Annotated in this window: 17 protein-coding genes; 16 read left to right on the forward strand and 1 reads right to left on the reverse strand. The window is 42.1% G+C overall.

Annotated elements, in window-relative coordinates:
* Positions 1-109: 109 nt before the first annotated feature.
* The 8 genes from ABVF55_RS04740 (at position 110) to ABVF55_RS04775 (ending at position 6,660) form a co-directional block, all read left to right on the forward strand.
* Positions 110-382 carry a TIGR04197 family type VII secretion effector gene (locus ABVF55_RS04740; RefSeq protein ID WP_302992564.1) on the forward strand — a complete coding sequence of 91 codons (273 nt, stop codon included), beginning with the start codon at positions 110-112 and terminating at the stop codon, positions 380-382.
* Positions 370-744 (forward strand): cingulin, encoded by a 375-nt coding sequence (locus ABVF55_RS04745; protein ID WP_320909923.1) that lies wholly within the window; start codon positions 370-372, stop codon positions 742-744. Before ABVF55_RS04740 ends, ABVF55_RS04745 begins: the two co-directional genes overlap by 13 nt.
* The gene (locus tag ABVF55_RS04750) at positions 741-2,450 is read left to right on the forward strand and encodes a hypothetical protein (protein WP_320909997.1); all 1,710 of its coding nucleotides are present in this window, start codon (positions 741-743) and stop codon (positions 2,448-2,450) included. Before ABVF55_RS04745 ends, ABVF55_RS04750 begins: the two co-directional genes overlap by 4 nt.
* Positions 2,450-3,043 (forward strand): TipC family immunity protein, encoded by a 594-nt coding sequence (locus ABVF55_RS04755; RefSeq protein WP_445285616.1) that lies wholly within the window; start codon positions 2,450-2,452, stop codon positions 3,041-3,043. The genes ABVF55_RS04750 and ABVF55_RS04755 overlap by 1 nt, the downstream gene beginning before the upstream one ends.
* Before the next feature lie 159 nt (positions 3,044-3,202).
* A complete protein-coding gene (locus ABVF55_RS04760) occupies positions 3,203-3,715 on the forward strand; it encodes an adenine phosphoribosyltransferase (RefSeq protein WP_021153512.1) in 513 nt (170 codons plus the stop codon).
* 101 nt (positions 3,716-3,816) lie between these two features.
* Positions 3,817-4,761, forward strand: coding sequence for a homoserine O-acetyltransferase MetA (gene metA / locus ABVF55_RS04765; RefSeq protein ID WP_021153511.1), 945 nt, complete (start codon positions 3,817-3,819; stop codon positions 4,759-4,761).
* Between the two features lie 9 nt (positions 4,762-4,770).
* Positions 4,771-5,454 (forward strand): DnaD domain-containing protein, encoded by a 684-nt coding sequence (locus ABVF55_RS04770; RefSeq protein WP_003007874.1) that lies wholly within the window; start codon positions 4,771-4,773, stop codon positions 5,452-5,454.
* 18 nt (positions 5,455-5,472) lie between these two features.
* Positions 5,473-6,660, forward strand: coding sequence for a glycerophosphodiester phosphodiesterase family protein (locus tag ABVF55_RS04775; protein ID WP_041818291.1), 1,188 nt, complete (start codon positions 5,473-5,475; stop codon positions 6,658-6,660).
* A 39-nt stretch (positions 6,661-6,699) separates the two neighbouring features.
* Here ABVF55_RS04775 and add read toward each other — a convergent pair whose 3' ends face one another.
* Positions 6,700-7,719 carry an adenosine deaminase gene (gene add / locus ABVF55_RS04780; RefSeq protein WP_320909926.1) on the reverse strand — a complete coding sequence of 340 codons (1,020 nt, stop codon included), beginning with the start codon at positions 7,717-7,719 and terminating at the stop codon, positions 6,700-6,702.
* A 138-nt stretch (positions 7,720-7,857) separates the two neighbouring features.
* On the opposite strand from add, the gene yghU reads away from it, so the two are divergent.
* The 8 genes from yghU (at position 7,858) to ABVF55_RS04820 (ending at position 15,731) form a co-directional block, all read left to right on the forward strand.
* Positions 7,858-8,646 carry a glutathione-dependent disulfide-bond oxidoreductase gene (gene yghU / locus ABVF55_RS04785; RefSeq protein WP_320909927.1) on the forward strand — a complete coding sequence of 263 codons (789 nt, stop codon included), beginning with the start codon at positions 7,858-7,860 and terminating at the stop codon, positions 8,644-8,646.
* Positions 8,647-8,916: 270 nt separating this feature from the next.
* Positions 8,917-9,606, forward strand: a complete 690-nt coding sequence (locus tag ABVF55_RS04790) for a tRNA (adenine(22)-N(1))-methyltransferase (protein WP_320909928.1) — start codon at positions 8,917-8,919, stop codon at positions 9,604-9,606.
* Complete coding sequence (locus tag ABVF55_RS04795; protein ID WP_445285617.1) at positions 9,593-10,390, forward strand: Nif3-like dinuclear metal center hexameric protein; 798 nt, start codon at positions 9,593-9,595, stop codon at positions 10,388-10,390. Before ABVF55_RS04790 ends, ABVF55_RS04795 begins: the two co-directional genes overlap by 14 nt.
* A gap of 6 nt (positions 10,391-10,396) precedes the next feature.
* The gene (locus ABVF55_RS04800; RefSeq protein WP_445285618.1) at positions 10,397-11,488 is read left to right on the forward strand and encodes an NAD(P)/FAD-dependent oxidoreductase; all 1,092 of its coding nucleotides are present in this window, start codon (positions 10,397-10,399) and stop codon (positions 11,486-11,488) included.
* 260 nt (positions 11,489-11,748) lie between these two features.
* A complete protein-coding gene (gene rfbA / locus ABVF55_RS04805; RefSeq protein WP_003002772.1) occupies positions 11,749-12,618 on the forward strand; it encodes a glucose-1-phosphate thymidylyltransferase RfbA in 870 nt (289 codons plus the stop codon).
* A complete protein-coding gene (locus tag ABVF55_RS04810; protein ID WP_445285619.1) occupies positions 12,618-13,211 on the forward strand; it encodes a dTDP-4-dehydrorhamnose 3,5-epimerase family protein in 594 nt (197 codons plus the stop codon). Before rfbA ends, ABVF55_RS04810 begins: the two co-directional genes overlap by 1 nt.
* A 269-nt stretch (positions 13,212-13,480) precedes the next feature.
* The gene (gene rfbB, locus ABVF55_RS04815) at positions 13,481-14,527 is read left to right on the forward strand and encodes a dTDP-glucose 4,6-dehydratase (RefSeq protein ID WP_445285620.1); all 1,047 of its coding nucleotides are present in this window, start codon (positions 13,481-13,483) and stop codon (positions 14,525-14,527) included.
* 124 nt (positions 14,528-14,651) lie between these two features.
* Positions 14,652-15,731: a hypothetical protein gene (locus ABVF55_RS04820; protein WP_320909930.1), complete on the forward strand. Its 1,080-nt coding sequence runs from the start codon at positions 14,652-14,654 to the stop codon at positions 15,729-15,731.
* Positions 15,732-15,771 lie beyond the last annotated feature (40 nt).

Here is a 15,771-nt window from a genome sequence, read left to right on the forward strand (position 1 = left end):
AGATACTACTAACTAAGCTTTTTTTAATTATAAAAGCATGTTATAATACTTCTAACTCAATGGAAAACTAAGAGTGATCTCTTAATAAATAATTATTTGGAGGAATTAAATGGTCTTAATACAATCAAATGCTATTTCAGCTGCAGATGCAATTAGTGAGCTGGTTTCAGTTGATACCAGTAATGTGCAAAATCAGCAAGTTTCATTTTCTTACACCCAAGAAATTACAGGAATGGAAAATGGAAAGGAGGTAACAAATTCAGTTCTTCAGGCTATTAGCGAATTTAGTCAAGCAGTTCTAATTCAAGCCAACAAGTTCCCTCAAATTGCTGCTGTAATTGAAAAGAGAGATATAGAGGAATCTCAAAGATGGAATCATTAAATAAAAAAATAGATAAGAGCGAAAAAGAGCGCTCTACTTTGACTCGAAAAATTATAGAACTTGAAGAAAAGGAAGATGATTTTAAATTATTACAGAAGCGCCATGAAAACAGAGTTCTTTATTTAGCTGAGCAATTTGAACAGCTGTCTTCTGATGTGGACTCATTACTAACAGAATCGGATATGTCAACACAATTTAGAATTCAGGAGTTAGAAAATAATCAAGAACTGCGTCGTCAAATGTCCGAATATGTGCAAATCCATTTTGATGACATAGAAAAATGGAGTCAATCGATCCGTCGAAATACGGATGAACAAAGAGATAAATTAATATCAGAAAGGAATCGATTGCCTTGGGTGTGAAATATAGTTCTTCAGAATCTAGTACATTAATTGATGCACTATCAAACAATATAGAAGTCGCAAATGAAATTACAGAAAGATTATCAAGTGGTTGCGCTTATTTGGTAAGTTCTTTGGAATCAGGTAAATTACAGGGAGCTGCGTATACTGCGGGTAAAGGACTTTTTACCGATATTATTATCCCTGCAATTACGAAAATCAAGGAAGCAGTGGATGATATTCAGATCGAGTTGAATTCATATAAAACAGCAAATGAACCTGTATCTCAATATGGAAATCTTGATTTAGAAGAATTAAAAGCTCTCAAAAAAAGTAAAGAAGACATGTTAACAGTTGTTAATGAACAGATTGCTGAGCATGAGAGCTTTTTTAATAAATTAAAATATCCTTTTAATTCCGATACCCATCGTGAGACTTCTCGTCAATTAACTGACTCAAAAAATAATCTAGAGTCAGAAATTCAGAGTGTGACAAAGAAAATTAATGAGTTGGAATTGTTTGTATCTCAAGTCGCATCATTTTTCTCAGACAGTTTAACTGTTCTTCAACTTGCTATTCAAGGAGCAAGTCGGTTAAGTCAAGTGATTGTTGATGCTAATGGTAATTACTATACAGATGGTCTAGATATGACTTGGGTTGATGAATTAAAGGCTCAGGAAATAGTAAGCGATTCCCCAAGTTTACAAGATCTGTCCCTAGAAGATGCCATGTTTGCACAGAACCTGATGGTGCAGTATGGATTTAACGAGCAGACGGCAAGGGAAATCATAAAAGTCAGAGATGGCATTGATAAAAAATTCCCAGATAAGTCTCAAGAGGAAAAAGATTACATACTTCTTAGGATTATTGGAAGCGCCTCATATACGGGATTTAAGTGGGATGAAACTGCGGGTTCTTTAGTTGATTATTTTTACTATGAAGAGTTAACAACTTATGGTGTTATGCATTTCGAGAAGAGCTTTGATGAAATTATGGATGAACTAGGATTAAGTAAAGAGGAGTCAAAACATCTTTACGATATGTTAAATGTACAACATATAGTATCTGGGACAGATGAAAAAATTGGATTGTATAATAAAGATAACTTAAAAAAATACAGTGAAGAGGTTGTGAAAGATTATACAAATAATAATATATCGTCTGAAGAAGTTTATGATGTTGCAAAAAGTATGTATCAAAAAGCTGACTTTACTCATCAGTCTATCACAATGGCCACACATCTAAATCCTAGATGGTTTGTTTTAGCTGATATTTATGGTGGAAGAAAAAATGTTAAAGACTTATCAGGCTGGGAAGGTGATACTACTAGAAATGCGACCGATAAGGAGCCAATTATTGGAATTGATGATTATCTTGCAGACTTAGATTCTGTTAATATTGTAAAACGTATGACTTCGAATACTCAATCTTATACGCAAGCGATGAATGGTTACATGAGTGATCTGCAAAGCTCTCCAAATTTAAGAGAGAAAGAATTTAAACAAAATGTTGACTTGGAGGAAGTTAAATCAACTATTTTTACTAGTTTAGTACCAGATGAGATCTCTGGAAAAATAATTGCAGAAACAAGTGATGCAGTTCTTTATGAAACACCATCGGAAGAACAATCAATGGAATATCTGAAGGAACATGAAAAGTATAATTCATCCTACCTATTCATTGAAAGTTTGGAAAAAGAAGAAATGCAATATAAGAAAGATGAATAATGAAGCAAAAATTTAAATTATTTGTTTGGTTGATTCCCATCTTACTTTTTTGCCTTTATTGGCTGGGAATCTACCTGGGCCTCAAAAACCCCATGGAGGAGATCGCTTACTCTGAAAATGGTAGCTTGATGCGCTATGTGATGTTTAAACCTTATACAGAAACGATTGGAAGTGATCGCATCTGGAAGGAGGACGAGGGATTTCAAACTTATCCTTATTCAGATGAAATCGTTGGTGGAAAGGAGCATCTAGCTGTTACTATGTTTAGAGGCAATGCGGATTGGTTCTATATGTACAAATACAAATTAGATGAAAATACATCAGTAAATTTGATATTTGAATATAACGCCTCTAAAAAGATTTTTTACCAAAGCGACCTCTATTTGACAATTAATGAGACAAGCTACGAGGACCAGCAACTTCTTGATCACCTTGCCACCTATGGCAAAGACCGCACTTGGTTGAAAAAGCAAAGTAAGAAGGTCGCTGAACAATACATTCTTGGTGCCTGGTTTAAGAATGGAAGTTCCCGTTATTCCCTGAAAAACTTGGGGGATATGAAAATTGAATACAACAAATTGATAGAAGAATAGTAAGTTTTTTTGGAACTCAATCCCACATCATTTTTCGGATGTGGGATTTTTGCTTTTGACGCGGGAGCTTGGGAAAATGATTTGGCAAAAAATGATGCAAGTTAGTAGAATTCATGATATAATGGAATGTAAAAAATTTTTTATGAAAGAAAGTTAACCATGAATTTAAAAGATTACATTGCAAGCATTGAAAACTATCCACAAGAAGGAATTACCTTCCGTGATATCAGCCCTTTGATGGCAGATGGCAATGCTTATAGTTATGCGATTCGTGAAATCGTTCAATACGCGACGGATAAGAAAATCGACATGATCGTTGGTCCTGAAGCGCGTGGGTTTATCGTTGGATGTCCGGTCGCTTTCGAGCTCGGTATTGGTTTTGCGCCTGTTCGTAAACCTGGTAAATTGCCACGTGAAGTCATTTCTGCTGACTACGAAAAAGAATACGGTGTGGATACCCTCTGCATGCACGCAGATGCCATCAAACCAGGTCAACGCGTCCTTATCGTTGATGACCTTTTGGCGACTGGTGGTACGGTGAAAGCAACCATCGAAATGATCGAAAAACTCGGTGGAGTTGTTGCAGGGTGTGCCTTCTTGATCGAGTTGGATGATTTGAAAGGTCGCGAAGCGATCGGCGATTACGACTACAAAGTCTTGATGCATTACTAATATAGTCTAATACTATAACTGGCTACAGAAAAACCATAATTGAAAACTATAAGCTCCTATCATATAATGTTAGTTAAGAACTTGTAAGATGGGAGCTTTTTATGCCAATTACTCTAGATAAAAAATTACCAGCAGTCGATATCCTTCGTTCAGAAAATATTTTTGTCATGGATGATGTTCGGGCGACTCACCAGGATATTCGGCCGATGAATGTTCTCATTCTTAATCTGATGCCGACCAAGGTTGCGACAGAAACCCAGCTCTTACGGCTTCTTGCCAACACGCCCTTGCAGATCAATGTAGATTTCCTCTACATGGCCAGCCATGAATCCAAGAATACAGCGGCAGAGCATTTGGAGAGTTTCTACAAGACCTTTGAGGATATTAAGGATAATTACTATGACGGCTTGATTGTGACAGGAGCGCCTGTCGAAAAGATGGACTTTGAAGAAGTAGACTACTGGGAAGAATTAACCCAGGTCTTTGAATGGTCTAAGCGTCATGTTTTTTCTACCTTACACCTTTGTTGGGGAGCCCAGGCTGGCCTTTACCACCGTTACGGGATTCAAAAAGTAGAGCTCTGTGACAAGCTATCGGGTATCTATGACCAAGCAGTGGTGCGTCCCGAAAGTCTGCTCATGAGAGGCTTTGACGATCGCTTCCTTGCCCCTCATTCTCGTTATACAGATATTCCTTTGAAGGAAGTCCTTGAAAAGAGCAATCTTCAAGTGATCGCGCAAGGAAATGAAGTTGGCCTTTCCATCATTGCTAGTCCAGATATGCGTGAGGTGTATAGCTTTGGCCATCTGGAATATGATCGCGATACGCTGGCAAAAGAATATCACCGAGATGTCAAGGCGGGCTTGGATCCGGACGTTCCCAAGAATTACTTTGATGGCGATGACGCTAATACAGAGCCTCGCATTCGTTGGAATCTAGCTGCGACGACCTTCTTCAGTAATTGGATCAACTATGCGGTTTATCAAGAAACACCTTACCGCTTGGAAGAACTGGAAAAAGATATTTCATTTTATGGTTACCTATAAAGGGGAATTATGACATATTCACAAGCATTTAAGTATGGCAACTTGGTTCTTCCAAGTGCCTTGCTTTTTCATTATCATGAATTGTTTGACCAAGCAGATGACTACTTGGTTTGGCAGTTTTTCTTCCTTCAAAATACGACCGGCCAAGAGGCTTTAACTCCCAATCAGATTGCTAGTCATCTGGGAAAAACGGTGACAGAGGTCAATCGGATTATGTCCAATTTGACTACCAAGGGACTCCTTCAATACCGGACCATTGAGCTCAATGGTGAGATTGAAGCCATCTTTGATGCGACCATTGCCTTGGAGCGCTTGGATGAGATTTTAGAAGCACAATCACAAGGGAAGGCACAAAGCGCGCCTGCTAAGGGAAATGTCATCAAGGACTTGGTGGAAACCTTCCAACAAGAACTGGGACGACTCTTGACACCTTTTGAGATTGAAGACCTGACTAAGACAGTACGCGAGGATCAGACAGATCCAGATGTGATCAAGGCAGCATTACGAGAAGCTGTCTTTAACGGCAAGCCTCACTGGAAATATATCCAAGCCATTTTACGCAACTGGCGCAGTGAAGGCATCAACAGCCTGGCCCAAGTAGAAGCGAAACTGCAAGAGCGTGAACAGGCTAATCCACGCAATGTGACAGTTTCAGATGATTTCTTGAAGGCCATGGATTTGTGGAAGGATTAAGAGGAGACGATTGATCAATTGAAATGGGGAGATAAAAACAGACGCAGACGATTTAGATGGCTCTATCCGACTATGTTAGTGGTCGGATTGTTTTTATTGTTTGGCATGATCAGCTTTTACTACGTACGGACCAACCTATTAACATCGGGCCTGTACCCAGTAGAAGAGACTCTACTAGAGGCTGGCTATACCAAAACGAAGACAGGATTTCGTAAAAAAGATGCCAATGTAATCATTGACATCCAGTGGAACGCAAAAACAAAGGTATTTGATAAAAATCATTATCGCTTTAAAGCCCATCAAGAGACAACTTTCTGGAAGAAAACCTATGTGGATAAGGAAACACTTGAACGTTTGACCAATGGCCAGCTGTCTAACCAATATGGTTTCGTGCAGTACACCAAGGTTAATAAGAAAGATTGGCTAAGGGTTTCTCCAAGACTAATAGCCCACGCTGGAGGGACGGTCCGGGAGAAGGAGTACAATACGAAGTATACCAATTCCTTAGAGGCTTTACGGCAAAATTACAATCTCGGCCATCGCTTGTTTGAAATGGATTTTAATTTGACTAGTGACAAGAAATTAGCTGCAGTTCATGATTGGCACCATTTTGGAAACAAAGATGATGTCGCACCTTCTTCTAAGGAATGGAAGAAATTTCAGGGTTATGGTTCCCCAGAAACACCAAGTCGCTTTACGACCATGTTAATAGGAGATGTGTTTGATCAAATGATAATTAATCGAGATATGGTGTTGGTGACAGATATCAAATCGATGGAAATCTCTAAGGAAGATAGGATTACACAATTTAAAGAACTTGTTTCAGAAGCAAACAAGCGAGACAAAGAACTATTGGATCGTGTGATTCCACAAATTTATCATCAAGAGATGTTCGGAGAAATCGAATCTATTTATCCTTTCAAGCACGTGATCTATACGCTCTACGCCTCACCAGATAGTGGAGAAGAAGTGCTGGATTTTATCGCCAAGCACAAGGAAATCGAGGCGGTGACCGTCCCTATCGACGATTCTCGCTTAACTCCTAAGTTTATCGAACAGGTACATAAACTTGGAAAACGGGTCTATGTTCATACCATTCAAACCTATGAGAGCCTAACTAAGTATGCTGCGATCAATGTTGATGGCTTTTACACTGGCTTATTGACTCCACAGGATATGGCCGTGTATGAATCCGTATCAAAATAGAAAAAGACTAGCACTTTATAAAAGTGCTAGTTTTTGCATTTATAGATGGTCTGCGTAGGCTTTTTTTAGTCTTCTAAGGAGTTCTTGTTTTTCCTCGTCACTGGCAAAGGAAGCCTGGATGGCATCGACATTGTGCTGGTAAAAGTCAGTTTCCTTGGTTTGGAAATGCTGATGGTAGAGGGCGTATTCCTTGGTGAGGTCGGTATCAGATACAGTCCGGTTATCGGTATTGATACTGATCCGAGCACCAGCTGCCTTCATCTTCAGATAAGGGAAATCTTCTAAAGTCGGTGCTGCTTTTGTCTGTAAGTTACTGGTTAAGCAGAGTTCACCGGTGACTTCATTTTCAACAAAAGACTGGAGTAGGGCTGGTTCATGAGATAGAGCCGTCACGTGGCCATTGCGTTTGATGCCAAAAGCAATCGATTGGGCTACAAAGTGTGGGCAATGACACTCACCTGCGTGAAGCGTCATCGGCCGATGGTAACTTTTGACTTGCTCGATTAAAGGTCGAATATCTTCTGGAGAGTAGTTGTGCTCATCCCCAGCAAAGTCAAACCCGACAAATTCCTGATCCCTGACTTGGTTTGCTTCGGCAAGGATACGAGATGTGAGTTCTTGATCTGATTGGCGCATGCCACAGACCAAGGCTTTTGCAACAATGCCAAATTCCTCCTGGGCTTGGCGTAGACCATCGCAGACAGCATCGATAGTTTCTGGGACGGTGAGTCCTTGGTCCATGGACAATTCTGGTGCGAAGCGGACTTCGATGTAGACGACGTTTTCGAGAGCAGCTTGCTTGGCCACATCGTAAGCAGCAAGGGTCAAGGCTTCCTTGGTTTGAAGGAGGGGCCGAATGTAGTCAAAGGCCTCCAAATAGTCCAAAAGATTCTCACAGTGGGCAGGCGCAGTGACATGGTGCTTGAGCTCCTCATCGCTAGCGGGTAGGTCAATATTGGCCATAGCGGCCAGCTGGCGAATGATTGGAAGCGACAAGGAACCGTCTAAGTGACAGTGAAGTTCTGTCTTTGCCAAACTATGAAAATCGATCGTGGACATGGTTTTCTCCTTAAAATTGTATTTTTTCTATACTATCATTTTGACAAAAAAAGTCAAGTAGCCTTCGCGTAGCAGATCTTTGAAAGGGAGCCCGATATTTGATATGCTAAGAGTAGCTTAGAAAAAAGGAGAAATGAGATGTCAGACTATCAATTACCAGAAGTATGGGAAGTACCGAGTCAAATGGGAGGAGCCTGGGGTGGCTTGAACCAACCAACAGCAGGTGCCCGCTTTGAACAAACTCTTCCAAAAGGGGACCAGCCTTTCCAACTCTATACCCTTCCAACACCCAATGGGATCAAGGCTACCATTATGCTGGAGGAATTGAAAGAGCTGGGAGTGGATGCAGGCTATGACGCTTATCGGATCAAGATTGGTGAGGGAGATCAGTTTGGTAGTGACTTTGTAGCCATCAACCCAAACTCGAAAATTCCAGCCATGTTGGATCAATCAGGCGATCAAGCCATTCGTGTCTTTGAATCGGCCAATATCCTCCTGTATCTAGCAGAGAAATTTGGCCAATTAATCCCGACTGATCTGGCTAAACGGACAGAAGTGCTCAACTGGCTCTTCTGGCAGACGGGTGCGGCACCTTTCCTAGGGGGAGGCTTTGGTCATTTCTTCCACTATGCGCCTGAGAAAATCGAGTATGCCATCAACCGCTTTGCCATGGAAGCCAAACGTCAATTGGACTTACTGGACAAGGAGCTGGCCACCAAACCTTATATCGCAGGGGATGACTATACCATTGCAGATATCGCCATCTGGTCTTGGTATGGCCGTCTAGCCCAAGACAAGATCTGGGACCGTGCAGGGATTTTCCTAAATGTGAAGGAATACAAGCATCTGCAAGCATGGACAGAGAAAATCGCCAATCGCCCAGCTGTGAAACGTGGCTTGGAAGTAGACTATAAGGAAATTGACTAAAGTCTAATATCGGCTTGTTGAGGATGATAGCGAGAGTTTCCGCCGTGAGTATAGCACATGAAACATATAAGTTTCATGTGCCCGGAAGTTTTGAGACATTAGACTCAAAACTTAGTCATGGAACTTTGAAGAAGTTCGCTGACGTCCGGACTCACCTAAGGAAAGTCTAAAGTAATACCTTTCCATAATAGACAAGGCGCCGTTGCGCCTTTTTTTAATGGTGTAAACATGGTATACTTAAGGGTGGAATAAAAGTTTAGAAAGTATCACATGGAATTTACAAAATTATCAAATCGCTTGGACTTGGTGGCTAGCTTCGTCCCAGAAGGAGCTCGTCTTCTAGATGTAGGGAGTGACCATGCTTATCTACCAATCTCCCTCTTACAAGAAGGCAAGATTGAGGCTGCCATTGCTGGGGAAGTGGTAGAGGGGCCCTATCAGTCTGCCCTGCAAAATGTCGCCGATAATGGCTTAGAGGACAAGATTGAAGTCCGCTTGGCCAATGGTTTGGCTGCCTTTGAACCAACAGATGGCATTTCCTGTATCACTATTGCCGGCATGGGCGGACGCTTGATTGCAGATATCTTAGCGGCAGGTCTTGAGAAATTAGCCAATGTCTATCGCTTGGTTCTGCAGCCCAATAATCGAGAGGATGAACTGCGGGCTTGGTTAGTCGACCATAATTTCCGTATCGTCGATGAAGCTATCTTGGAAGAAAATGAGAAGTTCTATGAGATCCTCGTGGTCGAACAGGGTTCTCAGGAGTTGACAGCCAAGGAACTGCGTTTTGGTCCCTATTTGATGCGGGAACAAGCTCCAGCCTTTGTCCAAAAGTGGTCCAAGGAAGTAGAGAAATTAGCCTTTGCCTTGGGGCAGGTCCCAGTTGAGAATCAATCTGCCAGAGCATCGTTAGAAGAGCGAATCGCTCACATCAAGGAGGTTCTACATGTTAGCAAGTGAAGTCATCAAACGCTATGAAGCCTACTGTCCTCAGGAACTTTCCATGGACGGAGATGTCCGTGGGCTACAGGTCGGTACGCTGCAAAAAGACATCCATAAGGTCATGGTGGCCCTAGATATCCGCGAGCAGACGGTGGCGGAAGCTATCGCCCATGGGGTGGACTTGATCATCGTCAAGCACGCACCGATTTTCCGTCCCATCAAGGATTTGGTAGCTGATCGGGCTCAAATCCAGATCTATATCGACTTGATCAAGCATGATATCGCAGTCTACGTCAGCCATACCAATATTGACATTATCCCAGATGGTCTCAACGATTGGTTTTGCCAGCTCTTGGACATTGAAGATACAGAACCCCTCAGTATGACGGGAGAAGGGCTCGGAATTGGTCGCATCGGTCGGGTAGCTACTCAAACCTTTGGCCAGTTGGCTAGCAAGGTTAAAGAAACCTTTGGTTTAGATGCTTTGCGCATAGTCAGTTATCATCAGGCGGATTTGGATCGGGTTATTGAGCGTGTTGCTATCTGTGGAGGAAGTGGCCAGTCCTTTTACAAGGATGCTCTTGCTAAGGGAGCAGAGGTCTATATCACAGGAGATATCTACTACCACACGGCTCAGGACATGCTGAGCGATGGCCTCCTAGCTTTGGATCCAGGTCACCATATCGAGGTTCTCTTTGTCTCGAAACTAGTAGATAAGCTCAATCAGTGGAAGGCTGAGGAAGCGTGGGAGATTGAAGTGATTGGTAGTCAAGCCAGCACCAATCCTTTTTATCATATCTAAGGGGTCATGATGAAAGTTGCCATTATCGGTGCAGGGATCGTGGGATCCACTGCAGCCTATTATTTATCCAAAGAAGCACAGGTGGATGTGACCGTCTACGACCATGGAGTCGGCCAAGCAACTAAGGCGGCGGCGGGCATTATTAGCCCTTGGTTTTCCAAACGACGGAATAAGGCCTGGTATCGCCTGGCTCGTCTGGGGGCTGATTTCTACCAAAAATTGGTAGAGGACCTGGCAAAGGACGGAATCAAAACAGATTTTTACCAGCAGACCGGCGTCTATCTCCTCAAGAAAAATGAGGAAAAATTAGACGAACTCTATCAATTGGCACTGAGTCGTCGGGAAGAATCTCCCTTGATTGGAGACTTGGCGATTTTAACCAAAGAAGAAGTAGCCCAGCAATTCCTAGGGCTGCAAGGCTTTGAGAAGCTCCTTTATGCATCAGGTGGTGCTCATGTAGAAGGAGCTCTTCTGACAGAAACGCTTCTTAAAGCCAGTGGGGCAAGAGTGATCAAGGAAGAGGTTGCTCTCTCAGTCTCAAGTGATGGCTATCAGATTGCAGGAGAAAGCTATGACCAAGTTATCCTGGCAACAGGAGCCTGGTTGGGGCAGGTACTCGAACCACTTGGCTACCAAGTCGATGTCCGTCCCCAAAAGGGGCAATTGCGGGATTATCAGCTAGACTTAGTTACTGATGATTATCCCGTGGTCATGCCAGAAGGAGAGCTGGATATCATTCCATTTCAGCAGGGCAAGATCAGTATGGGAGCCACCCATGAAAACGAGATGGGCTTTGACCTGACGGTGGATCAGGTTTTGCTGAATCAGATGGAAACAGAAGCCCTGTCTTACTATCCAGAACTATCTCAAGCCGAAGTTATCGGGGAGCGCGTGGGAACCCGTGCCTACACCAGTGACTTTTCACCCTTTTGGGGAGCTGTTCCTGATCAAGCAGGCCTCTATGTCGCTAGTGGACTTGGTTCGTCTGGCCTCACAACAGGTCCCCTTATTGGTTGGCATCTAGCCCAGCTCGTGGTAGGAGGAAACCTGCGCTTAGATCCAGCGGATTATCCAGTTGAACAGTATGTGAAGAAGTAGGCTGGGACAAAAGTCCTAGTCTCTCAATTGTCTTTGGATTGTCGAGCAAGACGCAGAGGTTGAGTGGGCTCTACTACAAGGTAAGGTTTTCAGACGGCTCAGTCAAGGAGCAGTAATCTATTTGAATCATGAGTAAGACCAATGCTAACAATTCTACAACTCTCATCTCCTGTCATCACCTTGTAACACAAATGCAAGGTGACTTTTTTATATAAACATGATAAAATAAGGGTAATGACTACGTAGAAAGGCCTACCATTATGAAAGGTATTATTTTAGCAGGGGGCTCAGGAACTCGCTTGTATCCATTGACACGTGCGGCTTCTAAACAATTGATGCCCATTTATGACAAACCAATGATCTACTATCCGCTGTCAACCCTTATGTTGGCTGGGATCAAAGATATCCTGATCATCTCGACTCCTCAAGACCTACCTCGTTTTGAAGAGCTTCTTGGAGATGGTTCTGAACTTGGTATTTCCCTCTCTTATGCAGAGCAGCCAAGTCCAGATGGCTTGGCGCAAGCCTTCATCATAGGAGAAGACTTTATCGGTGACGATCATGTTGCCCTCATCCTTGGGGACAATATCTTCCACGGAAACGGCTTAACCAAGATGTTGCAACGGGCAGAAGCGAAGGAAAAAGGAGCGACTGTCTTTGGTTACCAAGTTAAAGATCCAGAACGCTTTGGGGTGGTAGAGTTTGACGCGGATATGAATGCTATCTCTATCGAGGAAAAACCAGAACATCCAAAATCGAACTTTGCGGTGACCGGACTTTACTTCTATGACAATGATGTGGTAGAGATTGCCAAAAACATCAAACCAAGTCCTCGTGGGGAGCTAGAAATCACCGATGTTAACAAGGCCTATTTGGAGCGTGGAGATCTCTCTGTTGAGCTCATGGGCCGTGGTTTTGCCTGGTTGGATACTGGAACTCACGAAAGTCTCTTGCAAGCATCTCAATATATCGAAACTGTTCAACGCTTGCAAAATGTCCAAGTGGCTAACCTTGAGGAAATCGCCTATCGCATGGGTTATATCACCAAAGAACAAGTCCATGAATTAGCGCAATCACTGAAGAAAAACGAATACGGACAATATTTGCTCCGTTTGATTGGAGAAGCTTAATGACGGAACAATTTTTTGATAAAGAATTAGCAGCACGCAAAATTGAAGCCATCCCAGGCTTGATGGAGTTTGATATTCCTGTGCGCGGAGATAACCGTGGTTGGTTTAAAGAAAACTTCCAAAAAGAGAAAATGCTTCCTCTTGGATTCCCTGAAAGCTTCTTTGCGGAAGGCAAGTTGCAAAACAATATTTCATTTTCTCGTAAGAATGTTTTGCGTGGCTTGCATGCAGAGCCTTGGGACAAGTACATCTCTGTGGCAGATGAAGGCAAGGTTCTCGGTACTTGGGTAGACCTTCGTGAAGGCGAAACGTTTGGGAATACCTACCAAACCGTGATCGATGCTTCAAAAGGCATCTTCGTCCCTCGTGGTGTAGCCAATGGGTTCCAAGTTTTGACAGACAAAGTTGCCTATACTTACTTAGTCAATGATTACTGGGCATTGGAACTCAAACCAAAATATGCTTTTGTCAACTACGCAGACCCAAGCCTAGATATCCAATGGGAAAACTTGGAAGAAGCAGAAGTCTCAGAAGCAGACAAGAACCACCCATTGCTCAAAGACGTCAAACCCCTAAAAACAGAAGATTTGTAAAATATAAATCTTAAAACAATCAAGAACATCATTATATAGTTTTTAGCTTTGCTATAAACGAGCGAAGCGAGCTATGTACTTAGCTTTCCGCCGTGAGAAAAGCACCTGAACTACTTTTGTTTCAGGTGCTCGGAAGTTTTGATACACTAGGCTCAAAACTTAGTCATGGAACTTCGAAGAAGTTCGCTGACGTCCGTACTCACCTAAGGAAAGCTAAAAAAAAGATTGATTTAAGGAATAATCAAAACTAAAAATTATTTGGAGAAAAAATGTCAGAATATAAACATATCATCGTAACCGGTGGAGCTGGTTTCATCGGTTCAAACTTCGTCCACTATGTATACAACAACCATCCAGACGTGCATGTGACTGTCCTTGATAAACTTACTTATGCTGGTAACCGTGCCAATATCGAAGAAATCCTTGGAGATCGTGTCGAGTTGGTGGTGGGAGACATCGCTGATGCTGCATTAGTTGATAAATTGGCTGCTAAGGCTGATGCCATCGTTCACTATGCGGCTGAAAGCCACAATGATAACTCCCTCAAAGATCCATCTCCATTTATCTACACAAACTTTGTTGGGACTTATACACTCTTGGAAGCAGCTCGTAAATACGACATTCGTTTCCACCACGTGTCAACAGACGAAGTGTATGGAGACCTTCCATTGCGCGAAGATCTTCCTGGACATGGGGAAGGTCCTGGTGAAAAATTCACTGCTGAAACCAAATACAACCCATCATCACCTTATTCATCAACCAAGGCTGCTTCTGACTTGATTGTGAAAGCTTGGGTACGTTCATTTGGTGTCAAAGCAACGATTTCAAACTGTTCAAACAACTATGGTCCATACCAACACATCGAGAAGTTCATCCCACGTCAAATCACCAATATCTTGTCTGGTATCAAACCAAAACTTTATGGTGAAGGCAAGAACGTCCGTGACTGGATCCACACCAACGACCACTCAACTGGTGTTTGGGCTATCCTCACTAAAGGCCGTATCGGTGAAACTTACCTGATCGGTGCCGATGGTGAAAAGAACAACAAGGAAGTGCTTGAATTGATCCTTGAAAAAATGGGACAACCAAAAGACGCCTACGATCGTGTAACAGACCGTGCGGGTCACGATTTGCGTTATGCCATCGATTCAACAAAATTGCGTGAAGAATTAGGTTGGGAACCACAATTCACAAACTTCGAAGCAGGTTTGGAAGATACCATAAAGTGGTACACAGACCACCAAGACTGGTGGAAGGCTGAAAAAGAAGCTGTAGAAGCCAACTACGCGAAAACACAAAAAGTTTTGAAATAATAAAGAAAGTCCAAGCGGAAAATTGCTTGGACTTTTTCTTTTATTTTCTGAAAATAAGTGATTACCCTTTCATCTATGGTATAATAGGATCAGTTTGAAAATATTTATCGATTAGGAGGAATAGATGAATCAAAAAGATTGGGTTGACTATTTTGAAGCACTCCATAACCGGAAGCCGAGTCTGCAAGAGTTTCAAAATGCACGAGCGAATGGCGAGTTTGTAGTGGAACGAAAAGAGACCGTTCCTGAAGCACCAGTTCCATCAGCGGTCGCCTCACGAGAGAATAGTGAGCAGGTTCAAATGCCGTCACAAGTGGAGTCAAGTCCTGAGACTCCAGCTATCAAACGTTTTAGTGTGAAATGGAATAAACAGACAAAATGGGCTTTATCAGGTGTAGGAATACTAGCTGTTATTGTACTGGCTTACTTCTTTTTCTTCCAACCGACTCCAAGTTTAGAAGGAATTTGGGTTGGTCCTGCTGATTCAACAGCAGTGGTTTATGAATTAAATCAAGAAGAGTCACGATCGTATGGTAAGTATAAGATTGAGAAAGTTTATAAAGGAAATGAAGCAAAACAAGAGTTTCAGAAAGCTTTAAACCAATTAAACTACTCCAAGCTGAAAACCTTAGCAGATGTTGATAGAAAATTTGACCTCCACACGAGGGAAGTTGTCATCATTAAAGACGAGCATGGGCTTGTTTATAATCTACTCCAAAGCAATGGAACCAATGTAATTTTGGCCAATGACTTGATGGATTTGGTTACCTATAGTGATCATTCAGAAAGCTTTAAAAAGAATGCTATTTTTCACAAGACAGAAATTCCTAAAGTGCTAGTTGGGAAATGGAAAATTGAGCGTTCTTATGATGATGAAACCAATTATCTTGAATTAAATGATCGTGGTATTCTTACTTATAGTGAATATGATAGTAGCGAAGGTACGGCTTTTTATAGTCTAGAAGAGCTCCAAAAGATGCCTTCAACTAAGTTTGATCAAGAAAAGACAGCTGACAAAGTGAAAGAGGTCTATAAAGATCTTCAAGATGCGGTCGATTCTCAATATTACCAGCTAACTAGTATGAAAGACGTGTACAAGCAACTAGGATCTGATTTTTATTATGTCCCTGTAAATGGAGGGAAGACAGTCCTTGTTTTCACAGAAGACTATCATTTAGTTGAAAAATTGGAAAAAGTGAAATAAATTAGAAGGACCGTAAGGTCCTTTTCTTTTATTTTCTGAA

Source organism: Streptococcus sp. KHUD_012 (assembly GCF_052588255.1).